14 protein-coding genes are annotated in these 15,896 nt (G+C 50.1%); 9 read left to right on the plus strand and 5 right to left on the minus strand.

Going from position 1 to position 15,896, the window contains the following annotated elements:
• Positions 1 to 120 precede the first annotated feature (120 nt).
• The 5 genes from IRJ17_RS04895 to IRJ17_RS04915 form a co-directional block, all read right to left on the minus strand.
• Positions 121 to 936: an HAD family hydrolase gene (locus IRJ17_RS04895; RefSeq protein WP_122962281.1), complete on the minus strand. Its 816-nt coding sequence runs from the start codon at positions 934 to 936 to the stop codon at positions 121 to 123.
• A complete protein-coding gene (locus IRJ17_RS04900) occupies positions 933 to 2,078 on the minus strand; it encodes a cysteine protease StiP family protein (RefSeq protein WP_122962282.1) in 1,146 nt (381 codons plus the stop codon). The genes IRJ17_RS04895 and IRJ17_RS04900 overlap by 4 nt, the downstream gene beginning before the upstream one ends.
• A 23-nt stretch (positions 2,079 to 2,101) precedes the next feature.
• Entirely contained in the window at positions 2,102 to 3,481 is a 1,380-nt protein-coding gene (locus IRJ17_RS04905; RefSeq protein ID WP_173597214.1) for a phosphoribosyltransferase family protein, read from the minus strand.
• Positions 3,414 to 4,619 (minus strand): HpcH/HpaI aldolase/citrate lyase family protein, encoded by a 1,206-nt coding sequence (locus IRJ17_RS04910; protein ID WP_122962284.1) that lies wholly within the window; start codon positions 4,617 to 4,619, stop codon positions 3,414 to 3,416. Before IRJ17_RS04910 ends, IRJ17_RS04905 begins: the two co-directional genes overlap by 68 nt.
• An 89-nt stretch (positions 4,620 to 4,708) precedes the next feature.
• Complete coding sequence (locus IRJ17_RS04915; protein WP_063231626.1) at positions 4,709 to 5,164, minus strand: tellurite resistance TerB family protein; 456 nt, start codon at positions 5,162 to 5,164, stop codon at positions 4,709 to 4,711.
• A gap of 733 nt (positions 5,165 to 5,897) precedes the next feature.
• Here IRJ17_RS04915 and IRJ17_RS04920 point away from each other — a divergent pair.
• From IRJ17_RS04920 to IRJ17_RS04960, 9 genes are all read left to right on the plus strand, one after another.
• Positions 5,898 to 7,400: a malate:quinone oxidoreductase gene (locus IRJ17_RS04920; RefSeq protein WP_173598929.1), complete on the plus strand. Its 1,503-nt coding sequence runs from the start codon at positions 5,898 to 5,900 to the stop codon at positions 7,398 to 7,400.
• Between the two features lie 268 nt (positions 7,401 to 7,668).
• Positions 7,669 to 8,439, plus strand: coding sequence for an SMI1/KNR4 family protein (locus IRJ17_RS04925; protein WP_229049778.1), 771 nt, complete (start codon positions 7,669 to 7,671; stop codon positions 8,437 to 8,439).
• Between the two features lie 130 nt (positions 8,440 to 8,569).
• A complete protein-coding gene (locus IRJ17_RS04930) occupies positions 8,570 to 9,571 on the plus strand; it encodes an ABC transporter substrate-binding protein (protein ID WP_242773485.1) in 1,002 nt (333 codons plus the stop codon).
• A gap of 308 nt (positions 9,572 to 9,879) precedes the next feature.
• Positions 9,880 to 11,067 (plus strand): ABC transporter substrate-binding protein, encoded by a 1,188-nt coding sequence (locus IRJ17_RS04935; RefSeq protein WP_217021991.1) that lies wholly within the window; start codon positions 9,880 to 9,882, stop codon positions 11,065 to 11,067.
• A gap of 61 nt (positions 11,068 to 11,128) precedes the next feature.
• A complete protein-coding gene (locus IRJ17_RS04940; RefSeq protein WP_173597219.1) occupies positions 11,129 to 12,151 on the plus strand; it encodes an ABC transporter substrate-binding protein in 1,023 nt (340 codons plus the stop codon).
• Positions 12,148 to 12,963, plus strand: a complete 816-nt coding sequence (locus tag IRJ17_RS04945) for an alpha/beta hydrolase (RefSeq protein ID WP_242773498.1) — start codon at positions 12,148 to 12,150, stop codon at positions 12,961 to 12,963. The genes IRJ17_RS04940 and IRJ17_RS04945 overlap by 4 nt, the downstream gene beginning before the upstream one ends.
• A 184-nt stretch (positions 12,964 to 13,147) precedes the next feature.
• Positions 13,148 to 14,293 carry a VanZ family protein gene (locus IRJ17_RS04950; RefSeq protein WP_242773503.1) on the plus strand — a complete coding sequence of 382 codons (1,146 nt, stop codon included), beginning with the start codon at positions 13,148 to 13,150 and terminating at the stop codon, positions 14,291 to 14,293.
• Between the two features lie 152 nt (positions 14,294 to 14,445).
• Positions 14,446 to 14,805 carry a YxeA family protein gene (locus IRJ17_RS04955; RefSeq protein ID WP_242773507.1) on the plus strand — a complete coding sequence of 120 codons (360 nt, stop codon included), beginning with the start codon at positions 14,446 to 14,448 and terminating at the stop codon, positions 14,803 to 14,805.
• Between the two features lie 18 nt (positions 14,806 to 14,823).
• On the plus strand, positions 14,824 to 15,861 hold the full coding sequence (locus IRJ17_RS04960) for a DUF418 domain-containing protein (protein WP_242773510.1): 1,038 nt from the start codon (positions 14,824 to 14,826) through the stop codon (positions 15,859 to 15,861).
• The last annotated feature ends 35 nt before the right edge of the window (positions 15,862 to 15,896 follow it).

The raw sequence follows: 15,896 nt of genomic DNA on the forward strand, positions 1-15,896 counted from the left end.
CTTTTGCAGATTACAATTCGATTATTTCATTGCATGACGATAAAATCTACATAAATTTGCAAAAAACTTCAATTTATGCCTGATTTGTAACTTTTTCGGTCGATTTCCCGCGTTTCTTGTCTAGCGTGCTCGCAGCTCCTGGCGCAAGGAGGCGAGAACCGTCTGCAAAATCTCCTCGGAAGCGCTCATTCCTGATGCTTGCGTAAAATGAAAGCTGGCTACGGCGTCATTGTGGCCGCGAAGCTGATAGATTTCCCCGTGCGGAGGAACGACAGCGAGGTGTGCTGCTTCCAAAAGCGGCATGTCCAGCAGGGAATCGCCAGCAGCAATCATCCGATCGTCTTGCTCCAATGCGCACACGTACAGGGAAGCATCGCGCTTGTTTACGGCTTGCGGTACGAGGTAGAGCTTTCGGCCCTGAATGGACATGCTCCAGTTTTGCTCAGTGACCCACTGTTCGAAGTCGCGCAGTTCGTCGACAGGCATTTTTTCGCGATCGATGATGCTGTAGAAAAACAAATCTTCAGCCATTCGCTCGCGGATGACCCACTGCTCGTGGCTGATCCGGGCGAAGCCTGCCAGCATGTCGTGGATTGCTGCGCATTCGTTGATCATTTTACTGCGCACCTGACGGCTCCATTGCTCGTCGATTTGTCCGTCACGAAGCACATGGCCGCCGTTGCTCGTAATGGCATAGCGCGGTACAAGCTCGTTTTGGAAAATGGCAATGCGTTTATACTGCTCAATCGTTCTTGTAGTCACTGGTACAAACAAACACTGCAGGTGCACCTCATGAAGCAAGTGAATCGCCAGGTCAGACATGTGCGAGATAGGCGCGCCGTCCAGCACCTCGACCACCTGAAACGGTTGTGTATGGTCTGCAAGGAAGCGCGTTCCGTACAGGAGCGTCTGATCCAGATCGCTGGCAAAAATCATTGGTTTTCCCCTCTCATCGGTCGGATAATGCCGCAGCAGGAATAGCTCATATCCGAACGTTCCTCCACCAATACACCCCTGTCTTTGGCGAGCATGATGATATGGGCAAGATTCGGGTTGTCGACTGAATCGACGAGGATTTTCCACGGCACTCTGCGCAAGAGTACGCGAGTCGTTTCACCAACCCCCGGTTTGATCAAATTGACATCATCTATTTCCAGCTCCTGCTGAATCCGCGAAATATCGTGCATTCCTTTCCAGGTTGGCACGTAGTCGTCTTCATGGCGGATCAATTCGGCTGCTTGTTCCTTGGCTTCGGCGGCAATATCGGCAAAATGGGCCGAGATCGTATCGACGAACAAGTTCGAGACATCTTCTGCGATCCATTCCCGATAAAATTTGGCTCCATGAAATTCGCCAGTTGCAAGGAGATCATCGCGGTGGACGGTACGGCTGATCAAGCCGGACACAGTCGAGTTCAGGCAAGCGCTGGGGATCAAAAAGTCTTCGCGGGTGCCAAATGTTTGGACGCAATGCCCCGGGTCAGCGAGTACAGCCAGATCGGCATCAAGCCGCAGCAGGTACTTTTGATTGAAACGGGATATCGCCTCGTGCAACACGGACGTAATCGCCCCTTTTCCCGTCCAGCCATCCACGAACTGAATCTTTTTGCCCGGATGCTGTTCCAGAATGTAGTGCAGCGCGTTTTCGTCAATGCCTTTGCCGCGAATGATCGAAATGCTGTAGTGAGGCGCATCGAGCTGGTGAATTTGGCGCAAATAGCGGCGGATCAAAACACCAATGGGCGTCCCGGCCCGCGCCAGCGAGGCCAGCACAAGCTCCCTGCCTTTTCGCGCCAGAATCAATTCAGCTACGACTGCTGACGCCAGCGCCACTTTGCGTGCCGTCGTCTGCAAGGCGTGATGAAACAAGGAGATGTACTCGGCAGAAGGCTGATACTCAACAGGAAGCATTTCCGAATAGTGGGTGCCTGCCTGAATCAGTTCTTCGCGGTCTTCCGTGTTGGTTTCTTCCATCAATTCGCTGATATCTTTCAACAGGAAGGTAACATCTTCTGCTGGATAGCTCCCCATTTGGGGCGGCTTCATAAGTTCTACAGCGTATACTGATCCTCGATCCATGCGGTTTCCCCCTCTCTTGGCTGTTAGCAAAACATGACGACATACTTGTGCGGAATCGGCAGTTGAGCCAAAGCTGCGTACAAACTGTTCAGCCGTTCATCGCTCGTCCCGCGTTCAAGGAACAGGAACAACTCGCTATACCGCTGCTCCGGGATGTTGTAAATAAAGTTGGGAATGGCAGGATCATCGGGACTCTCGTAGGAAAATGCATTTTGCACGGCGTAAGCTTCTTTTGCTGCCGGATGGATGGGGCTTCGCGTCGTCGATTGATACAAGACGTCGTCGCCCATAAAAGCGGCGATCATCATCGGAACGTACATAAATTCGCCCGTTCCCATACATAAGGCCCTGCCTGTGCGGTATTGCTGCAAAGCTTGTCCCAACTCGCGAAGTGTGCCGTGCAATTTACGCTGCTTCTCGGCTGTTATTCCGAAGCGGCCCGTTTCCAGCAAGTATGGTTGCGTGTTGATGAACCCTGATGGAGTGATGGAAGAAAAGGACAGCTTGGTCAGCGCAGCCGTTTCCAGCGGGATAACAACCGGGGCTGTGCCTGCGTGGGCAGAGGCAACGATTGTTTGCTGTGTCGGTTGCTCGCCTATTGCTCCGTTTACTTCAATCTCCCCTTTGAGCAGAGAAATGGCCGTGATTTTGATGTCCAATTCGGCTTCAAGCTCCTGGAATTTGCGATGATCCTCTTGGGAACGCCAATCCAGCAAGGAAGCGACGATGTATTGCTTTCGCGGGAAGTGACGCTGAATCTCGCGAATGATGTTCAACGCTGTCTTGCCAGTCGTAATCTCATCATCTACTAATACGATTGGGCACTCAGAACGTAGCAAGTTTTTATTTACCGGATAAAAGTGATGAGCTACTGCGTGGGAATGCTCTTCTTCAAAGTCAATCGTGGACGGAAGCTCATTGATGCGCTCCCTGGTCGTATGAATGTATTCGGTCTTGCTGCCAAACGCACTGAACATGCTGTGTCCAAGTGCCGTAGCCGTCTCCGCAAAGCCGATGAACAACAACGGTTCGGGCAATTCAAAAGGATGCAGCAGCAGCTGGTGAAGAATCTCATCGCTTTTTTCCTGGTGGACGATCCCTTGCACAATCGCGGGCAGCTCTGCGACTTCGAGGGAGTACCGTTCTTCGAGGAGCCGGGCGGCCAATGCCATTCCGCTCAGCACAGATGTGGCGGGACGAACGGGCAAATGCTTGCCGAGAACTTTGCTGACAAACAGAAAGCTTCGTTTTTTGTTAATGCGGGCAGCCATCTGAAACAGTGCTTCCGGCGGGAGTTGATACGGATTTTGCTGAACGCGGATGGTGATGTCCAGATTACCGAGAATATTGAAGTTGAATATTTGATGTTCGGGCGAGGAGGTTGATAAAGTTGTTATGTTCATGGAACACCCCGTACACTTTTGATTTGATCATGATTTTTTTCGCCCAGCTCGTATGCGGCTTGATTTCGTTCATCTTGTTGGCATATTGGCTCTTGGTCACGCCGTTTGTCTGGCTTTGCAGGATGGTACAGGCATCCTCGTATTCTTCTCGTGTAATCACTGCAAGGGAGTGGACAATTTTGATGTGGCTCGGGTGAATAATGGTTTTGCCAGTCAGGCCGTTTTCCTTGTCCAGCAACACTTCCTTGATCAGCCCGTCCTGCCAGTGATTCAACAGTTGTTGGCGAAGCCTTCTCCCGGATGAACCGCCGAGTTTTTGTTCAAAAGGAGACTGGCGAAGTTGCGGTTTCAGCAATCTTTCTCCGGTTCCAAAATACTCCCAGACCGGACCTGATACGACGTGCTCGCTGCCCTGGCGGGTAAACATGTTGACGATGTCGCCGATGCAGTCGCGAATCGTGGAAATATCGTAAATCGACACGTCCGGCCCCCGGCGTAATCCGAACAGGCTGGAAAAGTCGGTTGCTCCCATACGCACGTTCAGAACGAGGTGCCGGTATTTGTCTATCGTATTTTTGATAGAGAGCAGCTCGGCTGTCCGGGTCTCTTTGTAAATAACGTCGGCAGATTCCAGAATGGGCATGCCGTACACGGGAAAGGAAACATGCCGATTGCAGGATTCCAGCGCCTCCAGATACTCTTCTGCGTTGCGGCTGGTAAACTTAGGGAACACAAACCCTGTCAGGCAAATCAAGTCTTCTTGCAGCTCATCGACAATCCGGTTCATTTGGGCGACATCCCGTACCCGCACGAACATGATCGGAATATCGTCCTGGTGGATCAAGCCGTGCCGCATTTGGCTGGAAATATCGCGCACTTGCCGAATCAGCGATTGCTCCGCCTCAGGCACCTCATGATCACCGATGGCGTCTTCCAGGCAAATCACCATCGAAATCAAGCCTTCGTGTTTTTTGGTCATGACGTCCTGGGAGATGGTAGCCCGCATGGCTGGCATATAGAGCGTTGCTCCCAGTGCGTGGGCCAGCACTTCCTTTTCGGTACTTCGATTGATCGGAAGAGGGTGTATACTGAACAGTTCTGCTCTTTCATCTTCTAGCAAGTAATCAAAATGCCGCATAAAAAGAAACGACTCCCCTCTTCATCCCAATTCGCCATACGATAAAAAAAACAAGACTGCCTCTGGTATAAGGCAATCCCGCTTGTTGGTTACAGCTGGAAATCGCCTGGATTCAAATTAACGGTCTGGCAAATTTCCCGAACTACCATTTTTTCTTTCTCATCAAAATCGCCGTCTGCTGCACCAATGGCACAACACACACTGATGAGAACTCGTGCTGCTTCCGAATTATTTTTGATTTTTCCGATTGCTTTGAGCGCTTCCATCTTGCCTACGCCATGATCAAATTCAAATCCGCTGACAAAATGGTTGAACCGGGCGATAACATCGTTCATATTAAAAACTTTCAATTCTTCGCTTCGGTTGATATAAGCGGCCATCTTTTGTTTTTCTGTGGAGTCTATTTGTCCATCGGCTGCGGCAACCAATGCGCATCCCGCGACGACTGCATCCATAAAGTCACGATTCTGAAACTTTTTAACCTGGTCCCGCAAGGTCGATTGCGTGCTTTTAAGCCAGTTCGAAAATGTGCCAGAAATTGACATTTTATTACCTCCATCAACAAACTTCTGAAACTATGACGCCTATGCTACAATCTTACAACATTTGATATAATTTGGCAAAATCATAACGGATTTGTAAGAATTCCAGTATTCTCTTAAATTATTTATTGTTGGTGAAAGTCTATTTTTGCATGATTTTCGCTTGATACCGTTCGACAAAAACAGATAAATTTCCACAAACAACCAGCATATATGTAAAAATTGATCCTTTTATACAATTGTGTGATCAAGTTCCGACTGACATAGGCTACTTGTTGCAGGCCATCGAATGTAACAATGTATGTTTGACCAGACGGGTAGATGGCATGAATATCGTGGGGGGCGAAGCAATTGTACACATCCCCGAACGCTTTTTTGCGATGCGATCATATAATATCCCGCTATAAGGCAAAATAACGGAAGAACCCTGCCGATAACCCCGCAACACTCATCGAGCAGTGGCTTTGGTTTTTGTGCCTTTATAAGGTTTTATGACCGTTTTTCAGTATGTCTCTATTAAAAGTGCATCATTACTAAAATTTAAGGCACCTTTAATAGCATATAACTATCAATATATAGCAAATATTTTATTCTAAAGATAAAAGTGTTACACTATATACAGGTTGTAATTATTCCAGAAAAGGTGTGTACTAGGTAGCACCCTGACTTGCAACGGGGCCAGATCAGGAGCCGCCTGCATCTTTTCTCCAAATACCAGCGAGTTAGGACGGTAAAAATGAGTAGCAGACAAATGCAAACAGACGTTATCTTAATTGGTGCCGGCATCATGAGTGCGACCCTGGGGTCACTGCTGAAGGAATTAGTACCAGACTGGAAAATTACAGTGTTTGAAAAGCTCTCAAAAGCAGGAGAGGAAAGCTCCAACGAGTGGAACAATGCAGGAACTGGGCATGCTGCACTCTGTGAGCTGAACTACACCAGCGAAAAGAAAGACGGATCGGTCGACATCAGCAAAGCAATCAAGATCAATGAGCAGTTCCAAGTTTCCATGCAGTTCTGGTCTTATCTGGTGAACAACAAGCTGATCAGCAATCCGCAAGATTTCATTATGCCATTGCCCCATATGAGTTTGGTGCAAGGGGAGAGAAATGTATCGTTTTTGAAGAAACGTTTCGAAGCGATGGCAAACAATCCTTTGTTCCAAGGCATGGAGTTCTCCGATTCTCCAGAAAAACTGAAGGAATGGATTCCGCTTGTGATGGAAGGCCGCAACTCCGACGAGCCAATTGCTGCCACAAAGATCGACTCTGGAACGGATGTCAACTTTGGGGCCTTGACGCGTATGCTGTTTGATCACTTGAAGAGCAAAGACGTTGAAGTGAACTACGAGCACAGCGTTGATGACCTCAAGCGGGCCAGCGACGGTTCTTGGGAGCTGAAAGTGAAAAACCTGCATAACGGCAGTGTTCAACGCCATAAAGCGAAGTTCGTCTTTATCGGCGGTGGGGGCGGAAGCCTGCACTTGCTGCAAAAATCCGGTATCCCGGAAGGAAGACGCATTGGCGGCTTCCCGGTAAGTGGTATTTTTATGGTCTGTAAAAACCCGGATATTGTGGCGCAACATCATGCAAAAGTATACGGTAAAGCCAAGGTCGGCGCTCCGCCGATGTCCGTACCTCATTTGGACACACGTTATATCGACAATAAAAAATCGTTGCTGTTCGGGCCATTTGCTGGCTTCTCGCCTAAGTTCCTGAAAACCGGCTCCATGTTCGATTTGATCACTTCTGTCAAACCGAACAACGTGATGACGATGCTGGCAGCAGGCGCGAAAGAGATGTCATTGACCAAATACCTGATTCAGCAAGTCATGCTTTCGAAAGAACAACGCATGGAAGAGCTGCGCGAGTTTATTCCGAATGCGAAAAGCGAAGACTGGGATATGGTTGTTGCCGGTCAGCGCGTACAGGTAATCAAAGATACCGAAGCTGGCGGCAAAGGAACGCTCCAGTTCGGTACGGAAGTCATCACGGCTGGCGATGGTTCGATCGCAGCTTTGTTGGGGGCATCTCCGGGTGCTTCTACCGCAGTATCTGTCATGCTGGAAGTCCTCAAAAAATGCTTCCCGCAACATGTAACCGAGTGGGAAGTGAAGTTTAAAGAAATGATTCCTTCTTATGGCATGTCTTTGATGGACAATCCAGAGCTGTTGCATGACATTCATGTAAACACAGCAAAGACGCTGGGGCTTGACAACAAACTGGTTGCTGTCCAGTAGACGGCAGACGGTTCTTTAATCCAATCATAAGCAAGCGGCCTTTCTCCTGCACATTGCGTTGCGGGAAGAGAGGCCGTTTTATTTTGGCTGTTTGCTTGGTCAGCCGCTCGTCTGTTCGTGGATGACAGGCTGGCATGGGACTGCTACGGATAGGCCGCAAGTAGCATTTTCAAAGACTTCCCTGATTTCAAAGGAATATGTTGGAGAATGGTGGAAAAAGAAAGAGAGTCATTTCGGGAGACAATTTTCAGACAAAGTGGTGAACCGCGTGGAACCTGTATATTCGCAAATCGATGCTATCCTTTCTCAGATGCGGTCAGTCGTGCAAGCAATGTGCGAACAAGACCCTGACTTTTACGCGAAACATCCGATGCAACTGCTTGCCGAAGCAGACGAGCAAGCAATCAAAAGCGTGACGGAAACATGGACGCTGCCTGAGGAGTACGTGTACTTTTTGCAGCACTATGTTCCACAGTCTGTGTCCTGGAGCACGGATGATTATATCAACCTGGATATATACGGGGCAAAGGATTTGCCGGATGGCCAGCTCGGGTACAACTACAATCCGGTGACAGATGAAGTGATAGAGGACTGGCCGAAAAGCTTTTTGGTGATTGCTAACGACGAGGGCGATCCATACTGCATCGATCTGTCCAGAGGCGACACCGTGATTTATACCGCAGAACACGGCAGGGGAGTCTGGGATTTTGCTGTCGCGTACGACAATCTGGCGGAGTTGCTGCGCAGCGCTCTGCGACCGCGGAGCATCACGGAAACAGACGTAGAAGAGATGGAAGACTTTATATACAACAAAGTTATGATCACAGGTGCGGGTGCTGACAAGCTCAAGACGCTGCTGTTCATCAAAAAATGGTTCAAATGCGATTACGGGCAAGCAAAAGCTCATCTGGAAGCGGCTCCTCTGCTCGTGTTCAAAGGACTGGAGTCAGTCGCTGCCAAGGTCGCAAACGAGCTGGCCAGCATAGGTGCGGAGTACGAGGTAAGCGAAATCAGTTTTACGGAATTTGTGCAAAGATAGGCTGGTGGGAGCATAGGGCTTTCTTTTTATTTACCCGCATGAGCACTTGATGTATACTCTTTTGGTGATAATGATTATCATTTTCTTTATTGATCGTTATTCATTAATAGAGAGGGGCTTTGATTCAGCTATGTTTAAAAAGGAACGCCTGCTTTCTCTGCTCGGTCTGCTGCTCGTGATGGCGTTTTTGTCAGCTTGCGGCGCAACGACTGCACCTGCCACACCTGATGCTGGAAAAGCGAATGCGGGTACCGAGACAAGCAAAGACGCTGCTCCCGATACAAAACTGGCTACAAAAGTCGTAAAAGACGTGCAGGGACGCGAAGTGGAGGTCCCGGTTCAAGCGCAGAGGGTTGTTTATGTCGGCAGCAATCCGGGTGATTTGCTGGCGATCGGCGTGAAGCCGATTGGCGCCACCTTGAGCGTCATCGCGAGTCAGATTGCCTACCCTGAACAAATAAAAGGAATCGAAGACGTCGGTTATCCATACTCGCAGGAAAAAGTATTGGCGTTAAATCCGGACCTGATCATTTTCGACGACTGGGATGAAAAAGGGCTGGCGGCTCTGGAGAAGATTGCACCGACTGTCGTCACGGGGCTGGACGATGCCACACCGACCAAAGAGCGCGTGATGTTTACGGCAGATGTGCTTGGACGGACGGAGGCGGCAGAAGCTTGGTTCAAAGCGTACGAGGAAAAAGCAAAAGCGACCAAGGAGAAGCTGCAACTGAAAGGCGATGAGACTGCCGTATCGCTGCTGCTTTTGGGCAAAGAGATGTATGTGATGGGGAATCAAGGGCTGAATACGACGGTATACGGCCAGCTCGGTTTCAAGCCGTCACCAGGAACGCAAAAACTTGTAGACAAAAACGAGCGCTTCGTGGATGTCTCGAACGAAGTTCTCCCTGACTATATGGGCACCGATATTTTTCTGCTGACGGATGGTGGCAACGAGACGGTTGCCCTCCAGCAACAGTTGATGGACAGCTCCGTCTGGAAGACGATTCCGGCTGTGCAGCAAGGTCGCGTGTATATTTTGGATAGCAAATTCAACTACGATGACCCGCTGACCTTGGACTTGCTGCTGGACGAAATCGTCTCAGTCATGTCGGCGAAAGCAAACAAAAAATAACGGTCAACCGACCGGGTTATCAGAAGCTGCTCGCCACTTTTGCGGGCAGCTTTTCATTTTTCACCCGCCGCATAATCAAAGCGCAACAGGCAGCGGATCATCCGCGATGGAAATGATAAGACAAAAAGGAGTTCCCATGCAGATGCAGCTCGGGGTGGCCGGGAGTGGTATTTTGCGGGGAGGGTCGCGTGGTCGCTACCCGCGATTGTCTTCGATAAGGCGATGGACTATAGTAATAATATGAAAATGATTATCAATATCATGAATAAAACCGATTTTCTATGAAAAAGCGCAGGAGGTGGCTGAGCATGTTCAGGAATGAACGGAATCAAGGCAAGGAAAGCGGCATGGCTGCTCGTTTGTCGCTTGCGGAAGTCCGGGAGTATATCGCCAGCCGTTTTGCCGAACCTATATCGATTCATGAGCTGGCCCAGTTGACCGGACTTAGCCCCAATTACTTTGGAGATGCGTTCAAAAAAGCGTACGGACAGAGCGTGATGGATTATGTGACGGAGCTGCGCATCGGGCGTGCCAAGCAGCTTCTGCGCGATTCCGATTTGTACATGCACGAAGTGGCGCGAAAAGTCGGCTACACGGACGAGTTTTACTTCAGCAGAAAATTCAAGAAAGCAGTCGGCGTATCGCCTTCCGCATACAGCAAGGAGACGCGAAGGCGGGTAGCGGTCACGTCCACGGCCGGGACGGGAAATCTGCTCGCACTGGGGATTGTTCCGGTTGCGGCTCCGCTTGATCCGAAATGGAGTCCTTTTTACCACTATTACTATCAAGACCGGATTCCAATTCATTTAAGCTCACCGGAGACGGAGTTGGACGAGGAAAGCCTCAGAAAGCTGAGCTTGGCCAAGCCGGATTTGCTCATTTTGCACCATGAATACGACCAGGCGATTCGCAGTCAGCTTGAAACAGCCGGGATTAAGTGCGTCGAAATCAAAGCAACAAAATGGCGGGAGCAGCTTAGGGAAATGGCAGCGATGGTGGACAGACAATCAGATTGTGAGCAATGGCTGCAAGCCTACGAGGAAAGCGCAGGGCAAGCCAGGCAAAGCGTGCGCGAAGCAGTTGGAAATGACGTTTTCGTCACCTTGCGTATCTCCGGGGAGGACATCTATCTTTACAGCAACAGGGGGATTCGCGACATGCTGTACCAGGATTTGGCCCTGGCAACGATCCCGGAGCAGAAACAGCTGTGCAACGAAGTGATTTCGCTCGACCAACTGTCTCACATTAATCCTGACAGACTGCTGGTATTGATCTGCCCGGACGCGCGGACGCGAAAATTTTGGCTTTCCTTGCAGTATCACATGCAATGGAGAAGTCTTGAGGCGGTCAAAAACAGCAAGCTGTACGTCATTCCGTCCAACCCGTGGTTTGAGTATTCCGCCCTGGCGATTATTCGGATGATGGAAGAAGCGACGCTGATGCTAACAGGGAAAAATCCAGCCTCTTCTCTTGTTCCTGTCCATGGAGTCACCTGATGTTTTCTTCTATAATCCTTTCTTGTGAGAATGGTTATCATTCGAAAAGGGGGACTTATTTATGATAAAGAGATGGAGCAAGCGACCAAGTCGCGCCCACAAAACAATGGCCCTGCTGTCAACCGTGCTGCTCGTATCCGGGCTGCTTGCCGCATGCGGTACAGAAACAGCCAAGCCACAGGACAGCAAGCAACAGACGGCAGCCGAGAGCACTCCGACCGATTCGGCAAAAGGTACTGCCCAGACAGAGGTTGCCTACCCGTTGACGGTAAAAGACGAGCTTGGTCATGAACTGACGATTCCGGCCAAGCCTGGAAAAGTATTTGCACCTGTCATGGAGGATTCTCTGCTGTCACTCGGGATCAAGCCCGCGATGCAATGGTCGAACGGGGTAAGCCCGCAAGAATACTTGCAAGACCAGCTTGGCAGCGTGCCGCAGATCAGCTTCGCTGGCGGAACCCCTTCTTTTGAAGTCATTTTGGAATCGCAGCCGGATCTCATAATTTTGCACAATTCGTATTCGGCGGAAAACGGCGCGTATGAGAAATACGCCAAAATCGCTCCCACCTACGTTTTCAAAAGCGCCTCTACTGATTTGAACAGCTCGGTTCGCACGTTGGGAAAACTGCTGGGGGTTGAAGACAAGGCGGAGCAAGCTTTGAAAAACTACGCGGACAAAGCAGCCGATGCAAAGGCAAAGCTTGCGGCAAAAGCAGAGGGTAAAAAAGCCGCGATCATCCGCTTTAACGCAAAAGGAATGTTTTTCATGAACAGCGATTACTTCAGCGGCTATGTGCTTGCCCACGATTTGGGCTTTGAACCGAGCAAGCTGGTCAAAGACGGCGCGTTTGAAGTATCGATGGAAATATTGCCTCAACTGGATGCCGACTACATTTTTCTCGTGAACGACGGCAACCAGGGGGATGCATTTTTAAAGGAATTGAAGGACAGTGCCGTATGGAAAAACGTCCCGGCAGTGAAAAGCGGCCACGTATTTGAGACATCCAATGACTACTGGCTGAGCGGCGGTTTTATCGCCCAAAGCAAAGTGATTGACGATGTGGTGAGGTTCATGCAGCCATGAACAAGATGATCGAAACACCTCATATTCCGGAGCGTTGCTACGAATACAAGCTGACATCGAAAAGACAGCTGGAATACCGGATTTTGCTCGGGAATCCAGCAGATGAGGCACCTCCCGGCGGGTATGCTGTCATCTACGCCCTGGACGGAGATGCGCTATTCCAGACGCTTGCCGAAGCAGTCAAGCTCCAGACTCGCAAGCCTAAAGGCTTCGACCCCATTTTGGTTGTCGGCATCGGGTATCCTTCACGCGAGCCGTTTGATGTGGAGCGGCGATGCCGTGATTTTACGATGCATGTCGACGAAGCGTCGCTTCCCGAGCGGCCTGATGGCAGACCGTGGCCACCGCATGGCGAAGCGGATCAGTTTCTCGATTTTCTCGAATTTGAGCTGATGCCGGCGATTGCCAAGGAATGGCCGGTTGATCCGAACCGACAATTGCTGGTCGGCCATTCGTTGGGTGGATTGTTTGCCTTGCATGCTCTGTTCACCAGGCCGCAATTGTTTACGCATTACGTGGCGGGCAGTCCGTCTGTCTGGTGGGCCAACAACGAGGTGCTCAAGGAAATGCAGAAGTTCAAAGCGGGCTGGCAGGGCGAGTATCAGCGTCAACTGTTGTTGACCATTGGCGCTGACGAGCTGGAGGATATGCTGGAAGGCGCAGAAGAAGTCGCCGCGGGTATGGCGACGCTTGCCGAGCAAGGTCTTCATCTGGAGTGGATAAAGTTCACAGGGGAAGACCATGTGACGGTCTTGCCTGCCATGCTTAGCCGTCTGCCGCGTTTTGTGTGGTCCGGCAAAGAACCGAAGTAAAGACAAGAAAGCGGATTGGCTGTCAAAAAGATGACAGCTGATCCTTTTTTGCGTTGCACGCTGACGAACATCTATGATAATTTTTGTAAGGTCAACCGAGACAGACTAACCGTACAGCTGGGCGGGCGTCAATCCAGTGGCGCAAATGGCGTCCAGCGTCCAAGACTATTAAACGAGGTGCAGCATGTCGGCATATTTCATACCGATTCAAACGGCATTTATCGCATTCATCCTGCTGGGATTCGTGCTGGTCATTCCCTGGCTGATCTACAGCTATCGGAAGTACGGCTTTTTGAGCCTGTGGGCTTCCATCGTGGCCTATTCTTTTATGTACTATATGTTGTCTGCTTTGTTTCTGGTGCTGTTGCCTTTGCCGGAGTCCCGCAACACATGCGCCTACCAATCAGCGGATACCGTGTATTACTCGCTGATCCCTTTTTCCTTCGTCACAGATACGTTGAAGGATGGGGCGATCGTCTTGTCCAATCCCGCGACGTACATGCAAATTTTCAAGCAGAGCGCTTTCTGGCAGGCAGCCTTCAATTTCTTGCTGCTGCTGCCGTTCGGCGTCTACTTGCGCTATTTTTGGCAAGACAAGCGGTATTGGAAAAAGGCATTTGGCTTCGGCTTTGCCCTCTCCCTGTTCTATGAAGTCACGCAGGTAACCGGGATTTACGGCATCTACAATTGTCCGTACCGCATTTTCGACGTAGACGATTTGATGCTGAACAGCACAGGCGCGCTTGCTGGCTACTGGATTGGCCCGATCATTCTCGCCTTGTTCCCGTCCAAAAAGACGCTGCTTGCGAAAAAGGCAAAAATCGAGTCTAGCCGACTGGTGCCGCCGCTGTCGCAATTGCTGGCAGTGTGGGTCGACTATTTCTTGATTCAGGCAGTCTGGCTGGTCACGATCGGATTGTTCTCGTCCAATGACGTGATGGAGCTGGTGTACACCACGGTCGGTTTCCTCGTTGTGTACTTCGTCCTTCCGTTGCTGTGGGGCGGCCAGACAGTCGGAACGAGATTGCTGCGTTTCAGGCTGGCAGGCCCGCAAGGAGAGGTTCCTTCGTGGAGGGCGCTGTTAAAAAGGACGTTTGCCCTGTACTTGCCTTGGGGAGTCTCGGCTTTCATTGGAATCTTGAGTCGGGTGGAGATCGAGATGGATTCGGCACTGTACCCGATCCACGTCTGGATGACCGTTGTCCTCTTCGCGTGCATGGCGATCATGGTCGCCGTTCTCTGCCTGCATGTTGTGCTCGTGCTTCTGAAAAAGGGAGAGCGTACCTTCTACTTTGATGCCGCCGCCGATATCGTTCCGAGCAAAAAGTGAATACGTTGTAACCGCAACAGCAAATCTCTGAGCGAGGTTTGCTGTTATTTTTTTAAGGATTAGTTAAGGTTCGGATTAAAACGCTGTAAGGTACGGGCAGCTATAATCGTCTCAGAAGCAATCAAAAGGACACGAGGTTGGGAGAGGAAGTCATGAAAAAGAGCATGATTACGTGGATCGTCATTGCCGTCATCCTGATTGCTGCCGTGCCGCTTATGCAAAAAGTGAATTTGAACAGGCTGGGAGCAGACGTCTACTATACGCAAATTCAAGGAGAGGGCAAGAAGCTGGTCGACAAAATCGGCGGCGGAGAGACGCTGGTCCGCTACGAATACGAGTTGCCCGCCTACGATCAGGACGGCAGTCAAAAGACATTTAATTTCACGGCAGATAAACAACTGCGGGAAAAAGCATACTTGAGTCTGTTTGTGAAAGAGGGCAAAGGCGTGACTTCTTATCAGGAAGTAGCCAAGGAAGAATTGCCAAAGAAAGCGGACGAAAAACTGCAATAAAGAAAGGAGCACAAGCTAATGAATCCCTCTGTCCCGCAAAAGGAACGGATTGTCGCTTTAGATATCATTCGCGGTCTTGCCTTGTTCGGTATTTTGTTTATTAACATCAAAGGCTATATTATTCTGACGGAAGGAATGAGCATTCCTGAATTTACAGGAGTGAACCAATGGATTGATACGCTTACCCTCATTCTCATTGAAAAGAAATTTTTCTCGATTTTCTCGTTTCTGTTCGGAGTAGGGTTTTACATTTTTGCTTCACGTGCCGAGATGCGGGGAGACAGGCCGCTGCGCCGTTTTTCCCGGCGTTTGCTGATGATGTTTTTGATCGGAATTGTGCATGTGTTTATTTTTTGGGGCACGATCTTGCCAGCTTACGCACTGATTGGATTTCTCCTGCTGCCGTTTTACCGGGCAAAGCTTGCCACGATCAACAAATGGCTCGCCGGAGTTGTCGCTGTGTACGTAGTGGCGCTGATTGCCAAACTGATCGGAACAGAAGGTGCCCTGTCTACGGTGCTTGATGTGATCATCGGTGATTGGACTTTGATTTTCACTATGTTTTTGGCTGGGTTCTCTGTCGCAAAGGCTGATCTGATCAGACGCGTCGGTGAATGCAAAAAGCAGCTGCGTCTTCTGGCAGCAGGTTTGTTGCCTGTCGTCGCTGGTTTTGCGATCTGGACGTGGTTTGCTTCGGCAGGAGCAGCCGAGAGTTTGCAACTGATCGTTTCGCTTGGCACGATTCCAACGGTCTTGTTCTATGTCGCTGTGATGTTTTTGCTTCTGGAGCATGCGGCGATTCGCGCTTTCTTCGCGCCAGTTGCCCGGGTCGGACAGATGGCGTTGACCAATTACGTGGCGCAAAGCTTTATCGGCTTGCTGATCATTTCGATCATGGGGCTGGAGTATGTATCTCCGGTGAATGTCGTCATCATCGCCAGCCTGATCTTCGTCGTCCAAATCATTTACAGCAATGTGTGGTTCAAATTTTTCGCGATGGGGCCATTGGAGAAGATGTGGCGCTTTATGACGTACGGCAAGCAAAAGGCGAAATAAGCAATCATGGCGCGCGCAAAAAGGCTGGCAGCAAA

Source organism: Brevibacillus parabrevis, assembly GCF_022701015.1.
Lineage (GTDB): Bacteria > Bacillota > Bacilli > Brevibacillales > Brevibacillaceae > Brevibacillus > Brevibacillus parabrevis.

What these genes read in the sequence shown, in the direction of transcription:
- IRJ17_RS04895 (WP_122962281.1), bottom strand. Translation starts at nt 936, where the DNA reads ATGATTTTTGCCAGCGATCTGGATCAGACGCTCCTGTACGGAACGCGC.
- IRJ17_RS04900 (WP_122962282.1), bottom strand. Translation starts at nt 2,078, where the DNA reads ATGGATCGAGGATCAGTATACGCTGTAGAACTTATGAAGCCGCCCCAA.
- IRJ17_RS04905 (WP_173597214.1), bottom strand. Translation starts at nt 3,481, where the DNA reads ATGAACATAACAACTTTATCAACCTCCTCGCCCGAACATCAAATATTC.
- IRJ17_RS04910 (WP_122962284.1), bottom strand. Translation starts at nt 4,619, where the DNA reads ATGCGGCATTTTGATTACTTGCTAGAAGATGAAAGAGCAGAACTGTTC.
- IRJ17_RS04915 (WP_063231626.1), bottom strand. Translation starts at nt 5,164, where the DNA reads ATGTCAATTTCTGGCACATTTTCGAACTGGCTTAAAAGCACGCAATCG.
- IRJ17_RS04920 (WP_173598929.1), top strand. Translation starts at nt 5,898, where the DNA reads ATGAGTAGCAGACAAATGCAAACAGACGTTATCTTAATTGGTGCCGGC.
- IRJ17_RS04930 (WP_242773485.1), top strand. Translation starts at nt 8,570, where the DNA reads ATGTTTAAAAAGGAACGCCTGCTTTCTCTGCTCGGTCTGCTGCTCGTG.
- IRJ17_RS04935 (WP_217021991.1), top strand. Translation starts at nt 9,880, where the DNA reads ATGTTCAGGAATGAACGGAATCAAGGCAAGGAAAGCGGCATGGCTGCT.
- IRJ17_RS04940 (WP_173597219.1), top strand. Translation starts at nt 11,129, where the DNA reads ATGATAAAGAGATGGAGCAAGCGACCAAGTCGCGCCCACAAAACAATG.
- IRJ17_RS04945 (WP_242773498.1), top strand. Translation starts at nt 12,148, where the DNA reads ATGAACAAGATGATCGAAACACCTCATATTCCGGAGCGTTGCTACGAA.
- IRJ17_RS04950 (WP_242773503.1), top strand. Translation starts at nt 13,148, where the DNA reads ATGTCGGCATATTTCATACCGATTCAAACGGCATTTATCGCATTCATC.
- IRJ17_RS04955 (WP_242773507.1), top strand. Translation starts at nt 14,446, where the DNA reads ATGAAAAAGAGCATGATTACGTGGATCGTCATTGCCGTCATCCTGATT.
- IRJ17_RS04960 (WP_242773510.1), top strand. Translation starts at nt 14,824, where the DNA reads ATGAATCCCTCTGTCCCGCAAAAGGAACGGATTGTCGCTTTAGATATC.